Below are 16,719 nucleotides of genomic sequence, written 5' to 3'. Positions count from 1 at the left end.
GGGCAGACATAACGGCTGGTGGCGAAGCTGATCGCAGATCAGCGAGCAGCCGAAGGGAGCGCGTGGGGCGGGTGGGACTCGAACCCACGACCGACGGATTATGAGTCCGCTGCTCTGACCGACTGAGCTACCGCCCCCTGATCGTCCCACCTTCCGGGCCAAGCTGTCCCGTCTACTGTCCCATCTAGTGGAACACGCTTGCCCTGGGTGGTGGGACGTGCTGACCGGCCGAGCATATCGCCGCCGTGCAACCAGAGGAGATCGTCGCGTCCGGACGAGGCCGTCGGTCTCTGGTAGTAGCTCGGAGGAGTCCGACGACTACGGAAGAGACAGGCAGCGTAGGCCGGAGCGGGCCGGTCGATGCCGTATCGAGGTCACCGGACGGGTCTGGTCAGGTGCCCGGGTAGCGGTCGAACCAGGCCGGGGTCGCCTCTCCCCAGCTGTCGGAGATCTCGGGGGCGCCGGACATCTCCAGGACGAAATCGTCGGCGATCTGGCGGACGAGGGTGTGGCCTTCGAGTTCGGCGAGCCGGTCCGTGGGCAGGGCGCCCTCGCCGAGCATGGTGCCGACGATGTTCCCGCAGATCGCGCCGGTGGAGTCGCTGTCCCCGGAGTGGTTCACCGCGGCGAGCAGCGCCGCCCACGGATCCGCCGGCGCCGCCGCGGCGCAGTGGACGGCGATGGCCAGCGCTTCTTCTGCCACCCAGCCGGCGCCGAGGAACTCCACTCGCTCCGGGGTCGGCGCGCCGTCGGCTGCCACTGCCAGCGCGGTGCGCAGAGCGGCGGCGACCTCACCGCCGTCCCGTTCGGACGCGAGCCGGCCGAGAGCCGACTCCACCGCCGCGACAAGGGTGTGGCCATCGGCCACCACATTGATGATCCAGGCGAACGCCGCCGCCGCGAGATAGCCGGAGGGATGGCCGTGGGTGAGTACGGCGCATTCGGCGGCGAGCGTCCACGCGGCTTCCGGGCTCGTCGGCAGCAGCCCGAACGGCGCCGAACGCATGACCGCGCCGCACCCTTTGCTGGTCGGGTTCGCGGGACGCGCGGGTGTCCCCATCCGCGGCATCCGCAGCCCGGACAGGCACGCGTTGCCGGGGGCGCGCCGCGCGTACAGCAGCGGCTGACCGGCCAGCCAGCCGTCACTGTCCGTATCGGATGGCGGCCCGGGGTGCTCCTGGGTCGCCAGCCAACGCTGGTATGCCCGCCACAGCACCGTCGGGCGATGGCAGATCCCCTTGGACCGGCCGCGGACCGACGCCCGGATGAGCCCTTCGGCGGTGAACAGCGTCATCTGCGTGTCGTCGGTGATCGGCGCGTCTACGCCGTAGGCCGCCGTCAGGCCGCGCACCCCGGCCGGCCCGTGGACGCGCCGGATCTCGTCCAACGACAGGAACTCGACACCGGCTCCGAGGGCGTCCCCCAGCGCCCCGCCGAGCAGGCAGCCACGTACCCGGTCCCGACAGGAAATCCCGGAATTCTGCCCCAGGGCCACTGTGCGCTCCTTCGCTCGGTCGCTCATTTCTGACATGCTCCTCGTATTCGTCGACATGGTTTTTCCGCAATATTTGTCCGTGACGCATGAATCACCGCGGGTGGCCGGCGGGCAGACAGCGGGCGGACGGCGGTAGAGTGCTGGCGTGCGGCGGCCTGTGAATGGTGGAAGCCGGTGAACGGCGGCGGCCGGTGAACCGGGCGGTCGAGGAGAACAACCGTCGGCTGCTGCGGGCCCGTGACGCCATGGACCGCGACTACGCGAAACCGCTCGACATCCCCACGCTGGCGCGGATCGCGTTCGTCTCACCGGCGCATTTCATCCGGGCTTTCCGCGGCACCTTCGGCGAGACACCGCACCGCTACCTGCAGCGGCGTCGGGTCGAGCGGGCGATGGCGCTGCTGCGGGAGACCGACCGCAGCGTGACCGACATCTGCTTCGACGTCGGCTTCACCAGCCTCGGCACCTTCAGCCGGACGTTCCACACCGTCGTCGGCGAGTCACCGTCCTCGTACCGGCGGCGGACGAGGACGGCGCCGGCCCCACCACCGGTACCGACCTGCTTCGGGATGGCGTGGCTGCGACCGAGCAGCCTCGGAGAACGACCGAGCAGTTTCGGAGAAGCGGACCGGGGCGGACCTCCGTAGCGTTGCCGGCATGTTCAACGCCATCACACACTCGTCCGTCTACGTCCTCGACCAGGACCAAGCGGTGGACTTCTACGTCGGCAAGCTCGGGCTGGAGATCACCGCCGATGTGGATCTCGGTTTCATGCGCTGGCTGACGGTCAGCGTCCCCGGCCACCCCGAGCGCGAGATCCTGCTGGAGAAGCCCGGCCCGCCGGCCATGAGCGAGCAGACCGCCGCCCAGGTGCGCGACCTGGTGACCAAGGGCGCGATGGGCCTCGGCTTCATCCTGCGCACCGACGACTGCCGCAGGACCTACGAGGAGCTCAGGGCCCGCGGCGTCGAGTTCACCCAGGAGCCGACCGAGCAGCCCTACGGCATCGACTGCGGGCTGCGCGACCCCTTCGGCAACCACATCCGCATCGGGCAGCCGGCCGCCCAACCCAGCGAGATCACCGACGAGGTACGCGAGCGCTGGCTGGCGGAGACGCCGGCGGACCGCTGACACCGGATGTGACGCCAAGGGAGATCTTGCCGCGGTTACGCGGCCCATGAGAGATCTCGCCGCGGTTACGCGGCCCGTAGGAGATCTTGTCGCGGCTGCGCGGCCCGTAGGAGAGCAGGGTCACCGGGGCGCCGAGCGCCTCCCCTACCAGCCCGGGCCAGGTGGCGGCGCCCGGGACGGGTTCGAGGACGGGCCGCGCCCGCGCCAGCCGGCTGGTCAGCCGCGCCTGGCCCACCAGGTCGCCGGGCGGCCGCGGTGCCAGCCGGGTGACCGGCACACCGTCGATCTCGTAGGCGCGGCAGATAGCGGGACGCCGCCGGGCTGCCATGTCAAGACGGGCGGCCCGGTCGAGCCGGGCGGCCACGTCGAGGTGGGTCAGCGCGACCGCGTCCACCCCGCCGGCGACGTCGACGGCGTACCGGTGCGCCACCGCGTCGAAGTGGCCCACCCGGAAGGCGCCCTGCCAGGGGCCGGTGCCGTTGTGGACGTCGGGCTGCGCGGCGGTCAGCTCCGCGTCCTCGGTGACCAGGGGGCCGGCGCCGTGCCGGGTGGTGTAGGCGCGCACCACCCCCAGCCGCAACGCCTCCCCCGCCATCCCCGCGTCCGCGAGCAGCTTGTCGGCGTTCGCGGGGGTGGTCGTCGACCAGGTGGTGTAGGGATGAAAACCGTGCCACTCGTCGAGGAGCACACCCTGGGCACCCTCGAACACCACCGGCCCGCCGCGCAGCAGCCGGCCGACGTACCCGTCGTCCACGAGCTCGACGGCGTCGGCGAAGGCGCGGAAGGCCGCCACGCAGTCGTCGACCGCGGGCGCGGCCACGGCCGGGAGGCCCAGCTCGTCGGCCAGCCGGTCACGCAACGTCGTCAGGACGCGGCGTAGCCGGGCGGGGGCGAGGCAGTCCCCGGCCCGGGGGCTGTCCTCGGGATGGGCCAGGGCGTAGGCGGCGGTCTCGCCTATGCCCATGCCGCACGAGCCGTGCCGGGCCGGCACCCGCGCCCGCTCGCGGGCCCGGTTCGCCGCCACGTGGTACGGGGTGGTGAGCAGGGCGTCCCGGTGGACGGTCAGCCGGGCGAGCGGGCCGGGCACCCCGACCGCCTCGAGATGATCGGCCTCGGCGGCCAGCGCGAGTGGGTCGACGAGCATGTGGCGGGACAGGTGGGTGGCGGTGCCCGCGGTGAACGCCCCCGAGCCGATCTGCGCGAAGGTGTGGTGCCGGCCGTCGTCGGTGACCACGTTGTGGGCTGCCTGGGCGCCGCCGTTGAAACGGATCACCGCGTGTACCGGCCGGCCCCGCGCGGCCGCCCGCGCGCACAGATGGTCGACGACTGTTCCCTTGCCCGCGTCACCGAACCCGAGATCGACGACGATGACATGGCGCTGTGGGGCGTGACGGTGCGGCACGGCGACGTTTCTCCCTCCAGCTCGCGGTGGGCGCCCTACAGCCGGGTGATCCCCTTCGGGCCGTCGTCGAGGCCTGGCAGGCCGTCGGAGACGACCACCGCCCCGCGGTCCCGCGCGTATGCGGTGAGCGCCTTGCCGACAGCGTCGACAGGTGCGTCGCCGCCGGTCTCGCGCAGGTGCCCCAGGCCCTCGTCCAGGTCGATGGCGTCCTCGGCCAGGCCGATGGTGAGCGCGATCGTCTCGCACACGGCGTCAAGGTCGTCCAGTTCGATGACGTTCTGCCCCAGCAGGGCGCGCCAGGCGGTGAGCACCTCGGTGTCCCCGGCGTGCGAGGCTCCCTGCGGGAGGATGTAGTACACCTCGTAACTGCGCTGCGCCTCGGCGACGATGTGCTCGACCGGAATGTCCTCGGCCAGTTTGTCGCCGATGACCGCGGCGACCTCCCGGCGCTTGACCCGCCGGTAGGGCATCTCGTCACCGATGAGGAAGAGATAGCCGCGCTTGCCACGCCTGTCGTAGCAGTCGATCGAGGTGTGGCGGGCCATGAAGTACAGGGCCAGTTCGTAGGATTCGGTTTTCTGCCCGCCGCCACCGCTTTCGATGAAGATGTTGCCGAGATGGTCGTCCATCCGGTTGTCGGACTCGAACTGGCCGATCTGCAGGGGCACCCGGTCGCAGGTGGCGTCGCCGACCGCGCCGAAGAGGATCTGCGGGTCGTCGACGTATCCCTTGCGGATGAGCAGGCCGAGCAGGTCGGGCAGCTTGCTCTGCAGGGTGCGCGGCACCTTCCCCATCGAGCCGGTCACGTCGAACAGGACGCCGATGGCCAGCGAGGTCGGGTGCTCGTCGCTGTCGCGGCTCTCGCGCGTCCCGACGCCGTGCGGGTCGAGGCCGGGGTGGGCTTTCCAGCTGTCGCGTGGGCTGCTGTGACGGACGCTGTCGCTGTAGTGGAAAGCGCTGCGGCCACTGCTCTTCCGGTAGCTCGCGGCCGCGGCGTAGACGTCGGTGGACCAGGCTCCGCTGCCCATGGGATTCCTCCGGTTCGTGTTCGAGTGCGGATTCGAGACTGTTGCTGGGCCTGTGACCGGCGATTTCAGGGAGGCCCGTCGGTGTCGTGGGGTGCGGCCGGGACATGCAGCGGCCGGAAGCGGCGCGGGCCGTAGAGCCGTTCCAGCAGTTCGTCGAACTCGCCGAGCAGACGCCAGGCGTCGCGCGGCCGGCGGGACATGGCGGGCAGGGTGCACCCGCGGGCGAACCGCAGGATCGGGCGGGGGACGTCGTCACGCAGCAGGTACGTCATGCACTTCGTCGCCAGGTGGATGTCGGTGGCCGCGCTCGGTGGCTGCCGGGCCGCGACCTCCGGCGGGTACATGTCGGCGAAGCGGTCCACCATCGCCGGCACATGCCCACCCGCGCCACCGGCACCACCCGGGCCGTCCGGGGCGGTGATGACCGAGTAGCACCAGTCGACGAGGACCAGGCCGTGGTCGTCGGGGTGGATGAGCACGTGGTCGGGCACGACGGCGCCGTGTACGACCCCGGCCTGGTGGGCGTACCCGAGAGCGACGAGCAGCCGCCGCCACATCCACGCGACGTCGCAGGCGTCGAGCCCGTCCGGACACACGGCACGCAGTTCGGCCAGCGAGCGGAAGCCGTGGGCGCGCTCGATGACGTTCACCCGGCGTAACTCGCCGCCGACGCTGTCGCGGTGTCGGAAGGTCTCGACGAGACGGGGGACGTAGGCGGCGAACCGCTTCTCCCCCCTGCCGGCCAGCTGTCGCAGCGCCGCGGCCTCGCGTTCCATCAGGTCGTTGTCGGTGGCCGACCGCGGGATCTTCAACAGCGCGCCGGCCACCGCGCCATCGCCGCCCCCGGTACCGCCAACACCGCCAGCCGTGTACGTGACCTCGCTCAGGGTGGCGATGTCACCGCGGGTATACACCCCACCGACCGTGTAGACGTACTTGCTGGTGATGACGACAGCCTGGCCGCTCGCCGCCCCGCCGGCGATCTCCCGCTGGTACCGCTCCCACAGGCGGCCCAGACGGGTGAAGGCGGCCTGGGCGTCCAGCCGCCGGTCGGCCGGGACCGCNCCAGCCGCCGGTAGGCGCGGCGGGCGGCGCGTAAGTCCGCCCCCGAGGCGTCCCCGCCCCGCCCGAACAGCGCTGACGGGCCGCTGGCACGCAGGATGAGCCGCACGGCTTCGTCGATCGTGGTCGGGATGGGCGGCGGCAGCGAGTCTGGCGCGCCCGACGGCCGGGACGAACCCGTGAAGTCCGCTGTCATGCGTCCCGCTCCCGGGTGGGGCGCAGCAGCGCGGGGTGCAGCAGGCCGGCGGTGCCGGCGCGGTAGAGCCGGGCGCGGCGTCCACCCCGGGCACCACCACGGGCGGTGGTGTCACCGGTGTCCTCGACGAGACCGGGCACGGACAGCACCTTCCGGTGGAAGTTCCCGGGATGCAGGGGCTGCCCCCACACGGCCTCGTAGACCTCTCGCAGTTCGGTGATGGTGAACCGCTCACCGGCGAACGCGGTCGCCAACGGCGTGTACTCGAGTTTGGCGCGGGCCCGCTCAAGGCCGTCGGCGAGGATGCGGGTGTGGTCGAACGCCAGTCCGGGCGGGTCGATCACGGCGACCGCGTCGACCGGGACCCAGGCGGCCGCGCGGGCGTCCCCACCCGCGGTGGGATCGGGCAGGTCCGGCGCGAAGGCCAGGTAGGCGACGGAGACGACGCGCATGCGCGGGTCACGCCCGGGCGTGCCGTAGGTGCCGAGCTGCTCGAGGTGAACCCGTCCCAGGTCATGCGAGACGGGGACGGTGGCGGTGGCGGTGGCATCCGACGCGGCGAGCCCGGTCTCCTCCGCCAGTTCGCGGACGGCGGCCTGCGGCAGGTCCTCCTCGTGCCGGGTGCCGTCCGCGGCGGTGTGGGCACGGACGAAACCGCCGGGCAGGGACCAACGGCCCGCGTACGGCATCTCCCCGCGACGCACCAGCAGGACGTGCAGAGCGTGCCGGCCCAGCGGCCCATCGGCTCCCAGCACACCCGACCTGTCACGAATCGTGAAAGCGACCACGTCGACGGTGACCGCGATCGGGTCGTAGGCCCGCGGATCGTACGAGGCAAGCTGGCTCCGCTCCGCCGCCGGGACCTCCCGCTCCGCCCGCACCGACGGGCCCGTGGACTCCACCACCCCCATCGACCGCTCCTCTCCGGACGCCGGCATCCCGACACAAGTTTTTCTCATCTAGAGAATTTCTCGGTTCGAGGAGAACGTACTGGACGCCGGCACGGGGCGCAAGAGGGCAAACCAGGGAAGGGTGAGCATCCGGGACGCGGGCCGCCGATCATCCGCGGACGAGCGGTACCGGCGAGCAGGCCGGAGACGAGCGGCTGGTCGTCCACGGGCGGGTACCTGCCGGGCCGGGGAGGCCGGGCGGGCCGGGCGGCAGCGTCCCGGGCCAGGCCACGGCGTCGGCTCTGATCCGCGGCATCCCCGTCAGGGCCGGCGAGAACCGGGAAAGCCAGACCGGAGGCAGCGCGAGAAATTACTGCCGCGCTGCCTCCGGCCGACCGGCGAAGCTGTTCTGTGCGGAAACGGTGTTAACGATGTCCCGTTTGGAGATCAGGTGGCGGAAGCGAGCTGGAAACGGACTCCGGTGAGTTCTTCGGAGAGACTCCAGAGGCGTTCCGCGGTGGCATGGTCCAGGGCGCCTTTGACGGGCTGGACGACCGTGGGAGAGCCCTTGGCCGCGCCACGTACCGCGGGGCCGATGAACCGACCGCTTTTGGCGTCCGGATGGGTGGCCGCGTACAACTGGCTCAACGCTCCGGTCTCGGCGTCCGTGGCGAGGAATCTGTTGGTGAGTTTCAGTATCCGATTGAGCAGGCCGGTCGGCCCGGTGGACTGCAGGTTCGTGGCCGCATAGCCCGGGTGGGACAGGAGGCTTCGTACCGACGCCCTGCCCACCCGCAGCCGGCGGTCCAGTTCCAGGCCGAAGAGAATGTTGGCGAATTTCGACTGGGCATAGAACTTGAACGGTATGTACCGGCGCCCGCCGTCGAGGTTGTCCCAGTGGATGGAGCCGTGTCGGTGCAGGGCGGAACTGACTGTCACGACACGCCCGTCCCCGCTGGCCGTCAGGGTGTCCAGGAGCAGCCCGGTGAGCGCGAAGTGCCCGAGGTGGTTGACACCGAACTGCAGCTCGAAGCCCTGCGCGGTGAGTGACCGCGGCGGCATCATGATCCCCGCGTTGTTGACCAGTACGTCGACGCGCGTCCCGTCCGCGATGACGCCCTTGGCAAAGGCGCTGACCGAATCCAGGTCCGAAAGGTCGAGACGGCGTACCTCCAGACGCGCCTCCGGCTGCTCCGCGCGCAGTTTCTCCACCGCCTGGGCGCCCCTGGCCTCGTCGCGCACGGCCAGGATGACATGTGCGCCGCGGCGGGCCAGCTCACGGGTGGTCACGTAACCGAGCCCGCTGTTGGCTCCGGTCACGATGAAGGTCCGGCCGCTCTGGTCGGGAATGTCGTCGGCGGTCCAACGGTCCATGACTATTCCACGCTCCGGTGTTCTCGTTTAATGATCTATCTGTACTTGTACCGGCTGCCGAGAAGCCGGGCACTGCCAACCCAACAACAGTTCGCTCCCAGCGGCAACCAAACGCACCAGGGAAATCGATGTTGTATTGCGGCCCACATTCAGGACCCGACAATCGACGAAGAAGCGGGTTCGCCGGCGGCGGAAGCCGACCCGTCGCGGCCGACCGTGGAGGCGCTGATGAAGATCGAAAATTCGGCGCGTCCGACGGGAGCAGGTACGGGATCAAGAACGCGTAGAGACTACTCCTGGTGATCGGGCGGCGGCCGCGAGACGCCACCCGGACAACAATCCGGCACCAGCCATCCCATACGGCCTGCGCGGGGCGGCTCCGCCCCCGCGGCTCGCGGACGAGGATGCTCGCGTCTTCGAGCACGGGCAGTGACGTGCCGGCAGGCGGCTCTCCTCCGGTCTCTTCCGGACGACGCGGGGGTGAATTCCCCGTCAATTCCGTGAAAGAACCCGGCGAACCGTGGCCGGCCGCCACCGGTGCCCGCCCCACCGCCCATCCGGGCCCGCCTTCGGCCGATAGTGCCGCGCGATTCCTGGTAACCTGCTCACCGGCGTCAACCAGAAAAGGCGACCAGGGCGACGGGAACGGGGAGATTTCAGGATGCCAACCGCCGACACCGCCGGTGACGTACCCGTCGATATCGATATCCCCCGCCCGCCGGGGGAGTTTCCGGCCGACGAGCATCCCGGTGAGGCGGTCGAGGTCCCCTGGTCGGCGGTGGCGGACTACCGCTGTTTCGGCTGCTCGCCACACAACGAGCGGGGCCTGCAGCTACGGCTGCGGACCCATCCGGAGGGGATACAGGCCCGCTTCCGTTTCGGGCGGGCCCACGAGTCGTACCCGGGGGTCGTGCACGGCGGCCTGACCGGGGTGGTGTGCGACGAGGTCATGGGCAACCTGATCGTGCTGCGGACCGGCCTGACGGCGTTCACCACCACCATGAAGGTGCGCTACATCCTGCCGTTGCTCGTCGGGACGACCTATGACTGCGTGGCCCGGATCCGCACCGAGGACGAGGGCAGGCCCGCTCGCCGGCTCGTCCACGCCAGCGCCGAAGTCCTCAGCCTGAACGGCGACGCGATGGCCACGGCCACGGCCAGCTACCAACTGGTCAGCATCCAGGCGGCGCGCCGGCACCTCGCCCTCGACGACGCCGACACCGAGCGGCTGCGCGCCGTCATGTCCGAGCACCAGAACGGGTAGTCACCACGGCCGGTGAATCCGGCGCGGGTGAAGGCGTCCGGCAGTACACTTGCAAAGTTCTTCAATTTCAGCAACGGATGCTGGCGCGGTGGACGGGCTTGAAGGGAGTCCGGTGGGGGTACAGGTTCCGCTCTACCAGGCGAAAGCAGAGTTCTTTCGCATGCTGGGGCATCCGGTACGGATCCGGGTGCTCGAGCTGCTGGCGGACGGGCCGACTCCGGTGCGTCAACTGCTGGCGGCCATCGAGGTGGAGCCGTCGAACCTCTCCCAGCAACTGGCGGTGCTGCGCAGATCCGGGATCGTGACCGCGACCCGGGACGGCTCGACGGTGGTGTACGCGCTGGCCGGCGGTGACGTGGCCGAGCTGATGCGGGCCGCGCGGCGGATCCTCACCGAGATGCTGACCGGGCGTGAGGAACTGCTGGCAGAGCTACGCGAGGCCGAGGCGAGCTCCGCCCTACCACAATGATCACAACATGCTGACCCCCAGCCTGCCCGGGGCCAATCCGGCGTACAGCATCCAGATCCGTGTGCCCGCCCGGGCGCTGACCCTGGTCCAGGGGATCATCGCCGACGCGCCGGGGGCCGTCACCTGCCAGGCGGACGAAGCGGGCAGCGGCGAGATACACCACATCACCCTGGACGCCGACAGCACGGCCACCCTGACCTGGCTGGGCAGCGTCCTGCGGCACCGCCTGGGCACCGACCTGCTACACAGCGAGGACCTCGTCTTCCTCGCCGCGTCCACCGGCAAGCTCGCCCAGCGGGTCTGCGCGGTCACCGCCACCGGCCACGACGTCGCGCTGCTGGACGCCGACGCGGACCGCCGCGTGATCACCCACCTGGCCGCACACCCCCTGCACACCGACCGCTACACCGGACGGTCGCGCCGGGTCGCCCTGGTGACCGACGCCAGCGCCGTGCTCGACTTCGAGCCGCTACGGGCCGAGACCGCCCTGCCCGCGGTGGAGTCCCAGGCGGTCCACCTGCACCGGGCCACCGGTCTCGACATCTTCCCGCTGCCCATCGCCGCCCACGGCCCGGACGACCTCGCCGCGGCCGTGCGCATGCTCGCCCCCGGCTTCGCCGCCACCATCCTGGTCCACACCCACATCCAGCATGTGCACGCCGCCCGCGCCGCGCTCGACACCGTCCCCCATCTGTTGTTGGACAGCGTCAACGACGGCCTCGCCGTCGCCGCCACCGCCGCGGCCGTCAACGCGCTGCGGCTGCGTTCCATCGACCCGCGCCGGGCCCGGGTCGTCCTGGTGGATCCGGGCCGCGGCGGGGATCTGTCCGGCCTGCTGATCGCCGCCGGTATCGGTGACCTCACCTTCTACGACCCGGTGCCCTACGGCACCGCCCCGCTGCACCAGCTCGCCGACGGCATCGACCTGATCATCGACCTGATCGGGCTGATGGCCCCGCCGCCGGGCGTCCCGCTGCTGCGGACCCGCCCCGAGACCCCGCCGCCGCTCGCCGCCGCCACGACCGCTCCCCGCCCGCTGCACGCCCTTCCCGGCCTGCTCACCGCGGCGATCACCACCCAGCGCCGGATCACCCCGGCGGCCCGCCTGGCCGCGGTGGAGGCGCTGGCCGCGCACGCCCGGGCCGGGGAACTGCTGCCGCCGCTGGACCATCCAGGCCTCACCTCGGCCGTGGCCGCCGCCGCCGCCCGCGCCCTGACCGGGGCTGCATGAGTGCCCGAGCGGTATGCGACTACTCGGCGGCGGTCGCGCCCTCGAAGTAGGTGATGTCCGTGGCCAGGGGCTCATCGGCGGGCGCGGGTTCGTATGTTGCCCCGGCCTCTGGGCGCAGGACGCTGGCCGCGATGAGGACGGCGACGGCCACGAAAATGGCACCGACGCCGAACGCGAGGTGGTAGCCGCCGGTCAGCGCCGCGGCGGTGCTCTCCCCGGCCCCGGTCAGATGGTCGGTGCGCGACGCCGACAGCGTGGCCAGGATCGCCAGGCCGAGCGCACCGCCAGCCTGCAGTGTCGTGTTGACCAGGCCGGAGACGAGCCCGGAGTCGGCGGGCGTGGCGGCGGACATGGCCAGTGTCGTCAGCGCCGGGAAGGACAGTCCCGCGCCGACACCGAGCAGCAGCATCGCCGGCAGGACGTCCGTGACATAGCTGCCGTCCACAGGTGCGCGGGTTACCAGGGCGAGCCCGGCCGCGCTGAGAACCAGGCCCGGCACCAGCACGGCACGCTCGCCGAAACGGGCGTTCAGCTGCGTGGAGAAACCGAGGGAGAGCAGCCCGATTCCCAACGAGACCGGCAGGAACGCCAGACCCGTCCGTACCGCGTCGTAGCCGAGCACCCGCTGCAGGTACAGCGCGCCGAGAAAGAACATCCCGAACATGCCGGCCACCATCAGGATCTGGATGAGGTTGGCCCCGACGACGTTGCGCGACCGGAAGACACGCAACGGCAGGAGCGGGTTGCGCGCGTTCGCCTGGCGCACGACGAACCCGGCGAGCAGGGCAGCCGCGACGGCGCCGAAACCGAGCGTGTGCGTGGAGGCCCAGCCATGATCGGCCGCCGCGACAATCGTGTACACACCGAGCATCAGCGCCGAGGTGACGAGAAACGCGCCCGCGATGTCGGCTCCCGCGCGCAGCCCGATCCCGCGCTCGGCCTTGAGCAGGCGCGCGGCCAGCACGGCGGTCACGATCCCGAGGGGGACGTTGACGAAGAAGATCCAGTGCCAGCTGATGGCCTGGGTGAGGACACCGCCGGCGAGCAGGCCGATCGAGGCGCCGGCGGATGCGACGAAGCTGTAGACGCCGATTGCCCTGGCCTGCTCCCGTGGCTGCGGGAACATCGTAACGATCATGCCCAGGATCACGGCGGAGGCCATGGCCCCGCCGACGCCCTGGACGAACCGTGCGAGGATCAGCATCTCCTGGCTGCCGGACATGCCGCACAGCAGGGACGCCGCGGTGAACACGCCCAGGCCGGTCATGAAGACGCGCTTGCGGCCGATCAGGTCGCCGAGTCGGCCGGCGAGGAGCAACAGGCCGGCGAAGGCGATCAAATAAGCGTTGACCACCCAGGCCAGGCCTGACTGGGAGAAATCGAGGTCGTTCTGGATGGCGGGCAACGCCACGTTCACGATCGTCCCATCCAAAATGATCATCAGCATCCCGACGCAGAGGACGACGAGCGCCGGCCAGCGGGAGTCGCCGGCCCGGGTGGCCGATGCGACAGGCTCGGTCATATGGTCGCCTCCTGGCGGCTCGGGGGTTCGGGATGGCTCGGGAAGCAGAACCAGAGGCGGCGCGGAAGAAGCATGATCGCGCCGCCGGAGGCCGGCTGGGCTCGCGAGCACCAGATGCGACCGTATCAGATAGTTTTGTTCGGGAAGATTTCTTCCGGAACTAATGGAGCCGGGGCGCGCGCCGCCGTACCGGCCGCTCGCACTGCACCGGCGTGGACAGCCGGCCCTGGACGAGCCGCACCAGCCCGTCGACAAAGGCGTCGCGCTCACGGGCCGGGAGTGCCGCGAGCACGTCGCCGCAGATGCGCGTCACGATCTCGTGGGCCTGGGCGGCCGTTCGCTTGCCCTCCTCGGTGACCCAGACGATCCGGGCCCGCCGGTCCGTGCTCGACGGCCGTCGCTGCACGAGCCCCGCCTTCTCGAGCTCGTCGATCGTCACCACCATCGTGGTCTTGTCGAGGGCGCACAGCTCGGCAACCTGGCCCTGGGTCAGGTCGCACGACATCGCGCTGGACAGGACGCAGTGACCGCGCGGTGAGATGCCGAGCTCGGTGAGGCCGGCCGTCAGCTCCGTGGTCAGCGCGTGGCTTGCCTGCGACAGGAGGAAGGCGAGGTCCGCGACAGACGCTGCCCGCGCGCTGGTGGCCATGGAACAAGCGTAGCAATATACATCCAGAACAAGATCTTTCTTATCGGTACGGCCGCCTCCGGTCTCACCGAACGGGTGCCGGCAGGGAGTTCCAGACCTGGGTGAGCCGGCTGAGGGTGGCGGCGCCCGTTGCCGGCAGGAGGTCGCTGACGCCGTCCGCCCGCAGCCCGTTGGCGGGGACGAACGGGGCGCCCTCGGCTCCCAGGCCCGAGCGGAACGCCTGACTGACCAGCCACGTCTGCGAGTCCGGCTCACGCAGGAAACGCAGGAAACCCGCGGCGGCCGCACGCCACCCCGCCGCCGTACCCGCCGGATACAGCGGCAGGTACGGATAGTCGGACACGGGTGTTCCGTCCGCGGGGTAGACGGCGGTCAGCGGGACGGCCGGCCCGCCCTGGTTGTGCCGCCAGACCTCCTGCTCGCTCATGACGAACATCGGCCCGGCGCCCGCCCGCGCCGCCCCGCCGACCCGTGAGCGCAGCTTCCGCAGGACGCTCACCACCGATGGCTGGTCCACCGCGACGGCGGGCAGATAGTCCTCCTGGCCGAGGCCGCGGGCGGCGCCCGTCCAGGCGACAAGCGCCTGGAGCGCGGAGGCGGACCGGGCCGGATCGGGCATCTCCACGCGCACCGGGCCCCACCCCGGCTGCCCGAGGGCGGCCCAGCCCTGGTCCGCGCTCAGCACGCGCAGCACGTCGGCCCAGGTGGGTGGGTGCTCCGCCCAGTGCAGGGCGTCGACCATGGGGGCAGGCAGCGCGAGGACCAGCGGCGAATAGGCCAGCGGCGGCCCGGTAGGCGCGGCGCTACCACCGGCTTCGCCGTCCGGCCGAACGGTCGCCGACCCGCTGCTGCCGAGCAGGCGTGACCACAGCGAACTGTCGGGAATCCACACGTCCGGACGGTCCCCGTACCGTGCGGTGTCCCACCCACCGGCCAGGGCCTCGACCACGGCCGCGGGCTCCTGTGCCTGGACCCGGATGGCCGTGCACTCCCGGCCCGGGCCGTCTGTGTAGCGGGCGGCCAGGGTGGAGACGGCGTCGGCGATGTCGGTGGCCGCGACCACGAGCAGCTGATCCGCCGGGCACGTCGCGCCGACCGGTGTCTGTCGCAGGTTGCCCACCAGCAGAGCGCCCAGAGCCGCCAGCGCGGTGAGCAGCGGGACGGCCAGTATCCGATACGAAAGCCGACCAGCCCACTGATGGGCGTGCTGACGAGCGTGGCGGGCCCGGTCGGGATGCATCCCGTGAGTACGGTGAACGGATCGGACGCGGTGGGATGATGTGCGCCGCATGCCGCGAACAATAACGACATCGCCGACCGGCCCCGCGCCGGCCGCCTGTGTCCCACCACCCTTCGTCCGCGTTCACTTCCAATTCGCCGGCCGTCCACACGGAGCACGATGTCACGTTTCCGGGCCACTGCGACCATCCGCATTCGCGTATTCCAGATACACGAGAATGCAGGTCGGGGGGCGGACGTGTTCACAATGCGGTGCACGCGGCCACGACGGGTGGCGCACGGCCGGTCCTCACCCGGGCCGCGGCTGACACCCGGGCGGCTGGTGCCACGGGTGGTAGCCGTCCGGCTGCTCGTCACCGTGTTCTGCCTGGCTCTGGCGGCCTGTACGGCGCAGAGACCGGACCGTGCCGCCGGGACAAGCCCGGATCCGCAGTGTGCCGCAGGTAAGCTGACCGGCGCGGGCGCCACCTTCCAGCAGAACCTGCAGGCCCGGTGGATCAGTGACTTCACCATCCGCTGCCATGACGCCCATGTGACGTACGAGTCCATCGGATCGGGCGCGGGTATTCAACGCTTCATCGACGGCAGCGTGGACTTCGCCGGTTCCGACGCCATTCTGACAGGACAGGAACAACAGGCCGCCAACAAACGCTGTACCCCACCGGACGGAGCCGGATCGGCCCCGACCGGGCAGGCTTTACACATTCCCGCCGTCGGCGGCGCCCTCGTGTTCATCTACAACCTGCCGGGTGTGTACTCCCTGCGGCTGTCGCCGGCGACGGCCGCGGGAATCTTCCAGGGCGGGATAACCACCTGGAACGACCCGCGGATAGCGGCGGACAACCCTGGCGGCGCCCTGCCCGCCCTACCGGTGCGTCCCGTGCACCGCGAGGACTCCTCCGGATCGACCGATGTCTTCTCCCGGTACCTCAGCGCGGCGGCGGGAGCGTCCTGGCGCCTTGGGATCGGCAAGGAGCTGCCCTGGCCGGGCGGTTCCGCTGCCGCCACAGGCTCNNGCCGCCACAGGCTCGGCCGCGGTGACGGCCAGCGTCATACACAACCCGGGCAGTATCACCTACGTGGAACTGTCCTTCGCCGCTGAGCAGGGGCTGCCGACGGCGGCGCTGCGGACCACGTCCGGCACATATGTCACGGCCAACGGCACCAGCGTCGCCGCGGCGCTGAGCGCGGCCGGCGCGGCAGCGGGACAGTCCGACCGCGGAGACCTGCGGCTCCCGATCGACTACACACCGGACGACCCGCTCGCCTACCCGGCATCCGCGGTCACGTACACGATCGTCTGCGCGCGGGGGAACGGCAACGCCGAGCTCCTGCGCAGCTACCTCGCCTACACCCTCGCCCAGGGGCAGCTGAGCACCCGGACGATCGGCTACGCTCCCCTGCCCGACCCGGCCGTCTCCGTGGCCCNGTGGCCCGCCGGCTCGTGGCGAGCCTCGGCTGATCATGATCCAACAAGTCACCTCCGCCCGGGGCGCCGCGCCCACCGGTCGGGGTCGGCGCCGCCGAGCCAGCGGTCGATGTCGGAGCGCCACCAGACCCGGGTACCACCCCAGGTCGCGGTACGGTTCACCACCGCGGCCGGGGCGGGCGCGCGCGGATCGGTCCGAAGCCGATGGTCGACGGCCTGACGGGTCACGCCCAGCGCGGCAGCGATGTCGGACGAACCCACGAGCTGCGGTGAATCGCACACGGAAACGGACGATAACCGCCGGACGGCCCGTGCGACAGAGCCCGGGAGGGGAAGCC

Annotated in this window: 15 protein-coding genes and 1 tRNA gene; 7 read left to right on the top strand and 9 right to left on the bottom strand. The window is 71.1% G+C overall.

The features are described 5' to 3' along the window. Positions 1 to 63 precede the first annotated feature (63 nt). Positions 64 to 137 (bottom strand) — tRNA-Ile (locus tag FrCorBMG51_RS02320). 254 nt (positions 138 to 391) lie between these two features. Next, entirely contained in the window at positions 392 to 1,522 is a 1,131-nt protein-coding gene (locus FrCorBMG51_RS02315) for an ADP-ribosylglycohydrolase family protein (protein WP_047221446.1), read from the bottom strand. A gap of 164 nt (positions 1,523 to 1,686) precedes the next feature. Between FrCorBMG51_RS02315 and FrCorBMG51_RS02310 the strand changes: the two genes are divergently transcribed. Together FrCorBMG51_RS02310 and FrCorBMG51_RS02305 are read left to right on the top strand one after the other, a co-directional pair. Further along, on the top strand, positions 1,687 to 2,142 hold the full coding sequence (locus FrCorBMG51_RS02310; RefSeq protein WP_175648316.1) for a helix-turn-helix domain-containing protein: 456 nt from the start codon (positions 1,687 to 1,689) through the stop codon (positions 2,140 to 2,142). 10 nt (positions 2,143 to 2,152) lie between these two features. Then, the gene (locus tag FrCorBMG51_RS02305; RefSeq protein WP_047221444.1) at positions 2,153 to 2,626 is read left to right on the top strand and encodes a VOC family protein; all 474 of its coding nucleotides are present in this window, start codon (positions 2,153 to 2,155) and stop codon (positions 2,624 to 2,626) included. Here FrCorBMG51_RS02305 and FrCorBMG51_RS02300 read toward each other — a convergent pair. The 4 genes from FrCorBMG51_RS02300 to FrCorBMG51_RS02280 form a co-directional block, all read right to left on the bottom strand. Further along, the gene (locus tag FrCorBMG51_RS02300) at positions 2,574 to 4,028 is read right to left on the bottom strand and encodes an adenylosuccinate synthetase (protein WP_047221443.1); all 1,455 of its coding nucleotides are present in this window, start codon (positions 4,026 to 4,028) and stop codon (positions 2,574 to 2,576) included. The two genes, FrCorBMG51_RS02305 and FrCorBMG51_RS02300, sit on opposite strands and share 53 nt — an antisense overlap. Positions 4,029 to 4,063: 35 nt before the next feature. Further along, complete coding sequence (locus FrCorBMG51_RS02295; RefSeq protein ID WP_047221442.1) at positions 4,064 to 5,056, bottom strand: hypothetical protein; 993 nt, start codon at positions 5,054 to 5,056, stop codon at positions 4,064 to 4,066. Positions 5,057 to 6,310: 1,254 nt separating this feature from the next. Then, complete coding sequence (locus FrCorBMG51_RS02285; protein ID WP_047221500.1) at positions 6,311 to 7,225, bottom strand: NUDIX hydrolase; 915 nt, start codon at positions 7,223 to 7,225, stop codon at positions 6,311 to 6,313. A gap of 426 nt (positions 7,226 to 7,651) precedes the next feature. Beyond that, positions 7,652 to 8,578, bottom strand: a complete 927-nt coding sequence (locus FrCorBMG51_RS02280; protein ID WP_047221441.1) for an oxidoreductase — start codon at positions 8,576 to 8,578, stop codon at positions 7,652 to 7,654. Positions 8,579 to 9,239: 661 nt separating this feature from the next. Here FrCorBMG51_RS02280 and FrCorBMG51_RS02275 point away from each other — a divergent pair. The 3 genes from FrCorBMG51_RS02275 to FrCorBMG51_RS02265 all read left to right on the top strand — a co-directional run bounded on the left by FrCorBMG51_RS02275 (position 9,240) and on the right by FrCorBMG51_RS02265 (position 11,542). After that, the gene (locus FrCorBMG51_RS02275; RefSeq protein WP_052914227.1) at positions 9,240 to 9,842 is read left to right on the top strand and encodes a PaaI family thioesterase; all 603 of its coding nucleotides are present in this window, start codon (positions 9,240 to 9,242) and stop codon (positions 9,840 to 9,842) included. Positions 9,843 to 10,002: 160 nt separating this feature from the next. Further along, a complete protein-coding gene (locus FrCorBMG51_RS02270) occupies positions 10,003 to 10,311 on the top strand; it encodes an ArsR/SmtB family transcription factor (protein ID WP_047221498.1) in 309 nt (102 codons plus the stop codon). 7 nt (positions 10,312 to 10,318) lie between these two features. Continuing rightward, positions 10,319 to 11,542 carry a hypothetical protein gene (locus tag FrCorBMG51_RS02265; protein ID WP_047221440.1) on the top strand — a complete coding sequence of 408 codons (1,224 nt, stop codon included), beginning with the start codon at positions 10,319 to 10,321 and terminating at the stop codon, positions 11,540 to 11,542. Positions 11,543 to 11,561: 19 nt separating this feature from the next. Here the strand turns inward: FrCorBMG51_RS02265 and FrCorBMG51_RS02260 are convergent, their stop codons facing one another. The 3 genes from FrCorBMG51_RS02260 to FrCorBMG51_RS02250 form a co-directional block, all read right to left on the bottom strand. Beyond that, positions 11,562 to 13,064: an MFS transporter gene (locus FrCorBMG51_RS02260; RefSeq protein ID WP_047221439.1), complete on the bottom strand. Its 1,503-nt coding sequence runs from the start codon at positions 13,062 to 13,064 to the stop codon at positions 11,562 to 11,564. 160 nt (positions 13,065 to 13,224) lie between these two features. Next, positions 13,225 to 13,713, bottom strand: a complete 489-nt coding sequence (locus FrCorBMG51_RS02255; protein ID WP_047221438.1) for a MarR family winged helix-turn-helix transcriptional regulator — start codon at positions 13,711 to 13,713, stop codon at positions 13,225 to 13,227. A 64-nt stretch (positions 13,714 to 13,777) separates the two neighbouring features. Further along, the gene (locus FrCorBMG51_RS02250; RefSeq protein WP_047221437.1) at positions 13,778 to 14,953 is read right to left on the bottom strand and encodes a substrate-binding domain-containing protein; all 1,176 of its coding nucleotides are present in this window, start codon (positions 14,951 to 14,953) and stop codon (positions 13,778 to 13,780) included. Between the two features lie 159 nt (positions 14,954 to 15,112). Here FrCorBMG51_RS02250 and FrCorBMG51_RS02245 point away from each other — a divergent pair, with 159 nt between their 5' ends. Next, on the top strand, positions 15,113 to 16,054 hold the full coding sequence (locus FrCorBMG51_RS02245; RefSeq protein ID WP_086055202.1) for a phosphate ABC transporter substrate-binding protein PstS: 942 nt from the start codon (positions 15,113 to 15,115) through the stop codon (positions 16,052 to 16,054). Continuing rightward, positions 15,990 to 16,601 carry a type 2 periplasmic-binding domain-containing protein gene (locus FrCorBMG51_RS33420; protein ID WP_162233157.1) on the top strand — a complete coding sequence of 204 codons (612 nt, stop codon included), beginning with the start codon at positions 15,990 to 15,992 and terminating at the stop codon, positions 16,599 to 16,601. Before FrCorBMG51_RS02245 ends, FrCorBMG51_RS33420 begins: the two co-directional genes overlap by 65 nt. The last annotated feature ends 118 nt before the right edge of the window (positions 16,602 to 16,719 follow it).

This window comes from Protofrankia coriariae (assembly GCF_001017755.1).
Classification (GTDB): domain Bacteria; phylum Actinomycetota; class Actinomycetes; order Frankiales; family Frankiaceae; genus Protofrankia; species Protofrankia coriariae.
This window is presented reverse-complemented; position numbering and strand designations above follow the sequence as displayed.

What these genes read in the sequence shown, in the direction of transcription:
- FrCorBMG51_RS02315 (WP_047221446.1), bottom strand. Translation starts at nt 1,522, where the DNA reads ATGAGCGACCGAGCGAAGGAGCGCACAGTGGCCCTGGGGCAGAATTCC.
- FrCorBMG51_RS02305 (WP_047221444.1), top strand. Translation starts at nt 2,153, where the DNA reads ATGTTCAACGCCATCACACACTCGTCCGTCTACGTCCTCGACCAGGAC.
- FrCorBMG51_RS02295 (WP_047221442.1), bottom strand. Translation starts at nt 5,056, where the DNA reads ATGGGCAGCGGAGCCTGGTCCACCGACGTCTACGCCGCGGCCGCGAGC.
- FrCorBMG51_RS02285 (WP_047221500.1), bottom strand. Translation starts at nt 7,225, where the DNA reads ATGGGGGTGGTGGAGTCCACGGGCCCGTCGGTGCGGGCGGAGCGGGAG.
- FrCorBMG51_RS02280 (WP_047221441.1), bottom strand. Translation starts at nt 8,578, where the DNA reads ATGGACCGTTGGACCGCCGACGACATTCCCGACCAGAGCGGCCGGACC.
- FrCorBMG51_RS02275 (WP_052914227.1), top strand. Translation starts at nt 9,240, where the DNA reads ATGCCAACCGCCGACACCGCCGGTGACGTACCCGTCGATATCGATATC.
- FrCorBMG51_RS02270 (WP_047221498.1), top strand. Translation starts at nt 10,003, where the DNA reads ATGCTGGGGCATCCGGTACGGATCCGGGTGCTCGAGCTGCTGGCGGAC.
- FrCorBMG51_RS02265 (WP_047221440.1), top strand. Translation starts at nt 10,319, where the DNA reads ATGCTGACCCCCAGCCTGCCCGGGGCCAATCCGGCGTACAGCATCCAG.
- FrCorBMG51_RS02260 (WP_047221439.1), bottom strand. Translation starts at nt 13,064, where the DNA reads ATGACCGAGCCTGTCGCATCGGCCACCCGGGCCGGCGACTCCCGCTGG.
- FrCorBMG51_RS02255 (WP_047221438.1), bottom strand. Translation starts at nt 13,713, where the DNA reads ATGGCCACCAGCGCGCGGGCAGCGTCTGTCGCGGACCTCGCCTTCCTC.
- FrCorBMG51_RS02250 (WP_047221437.1), bottom strand. Translation starts at nt 14,953, where the DNA reads ATGCATCCCGACCGGGCCCGCCACGCTCGTCAGCACGCCCATCAGTGG.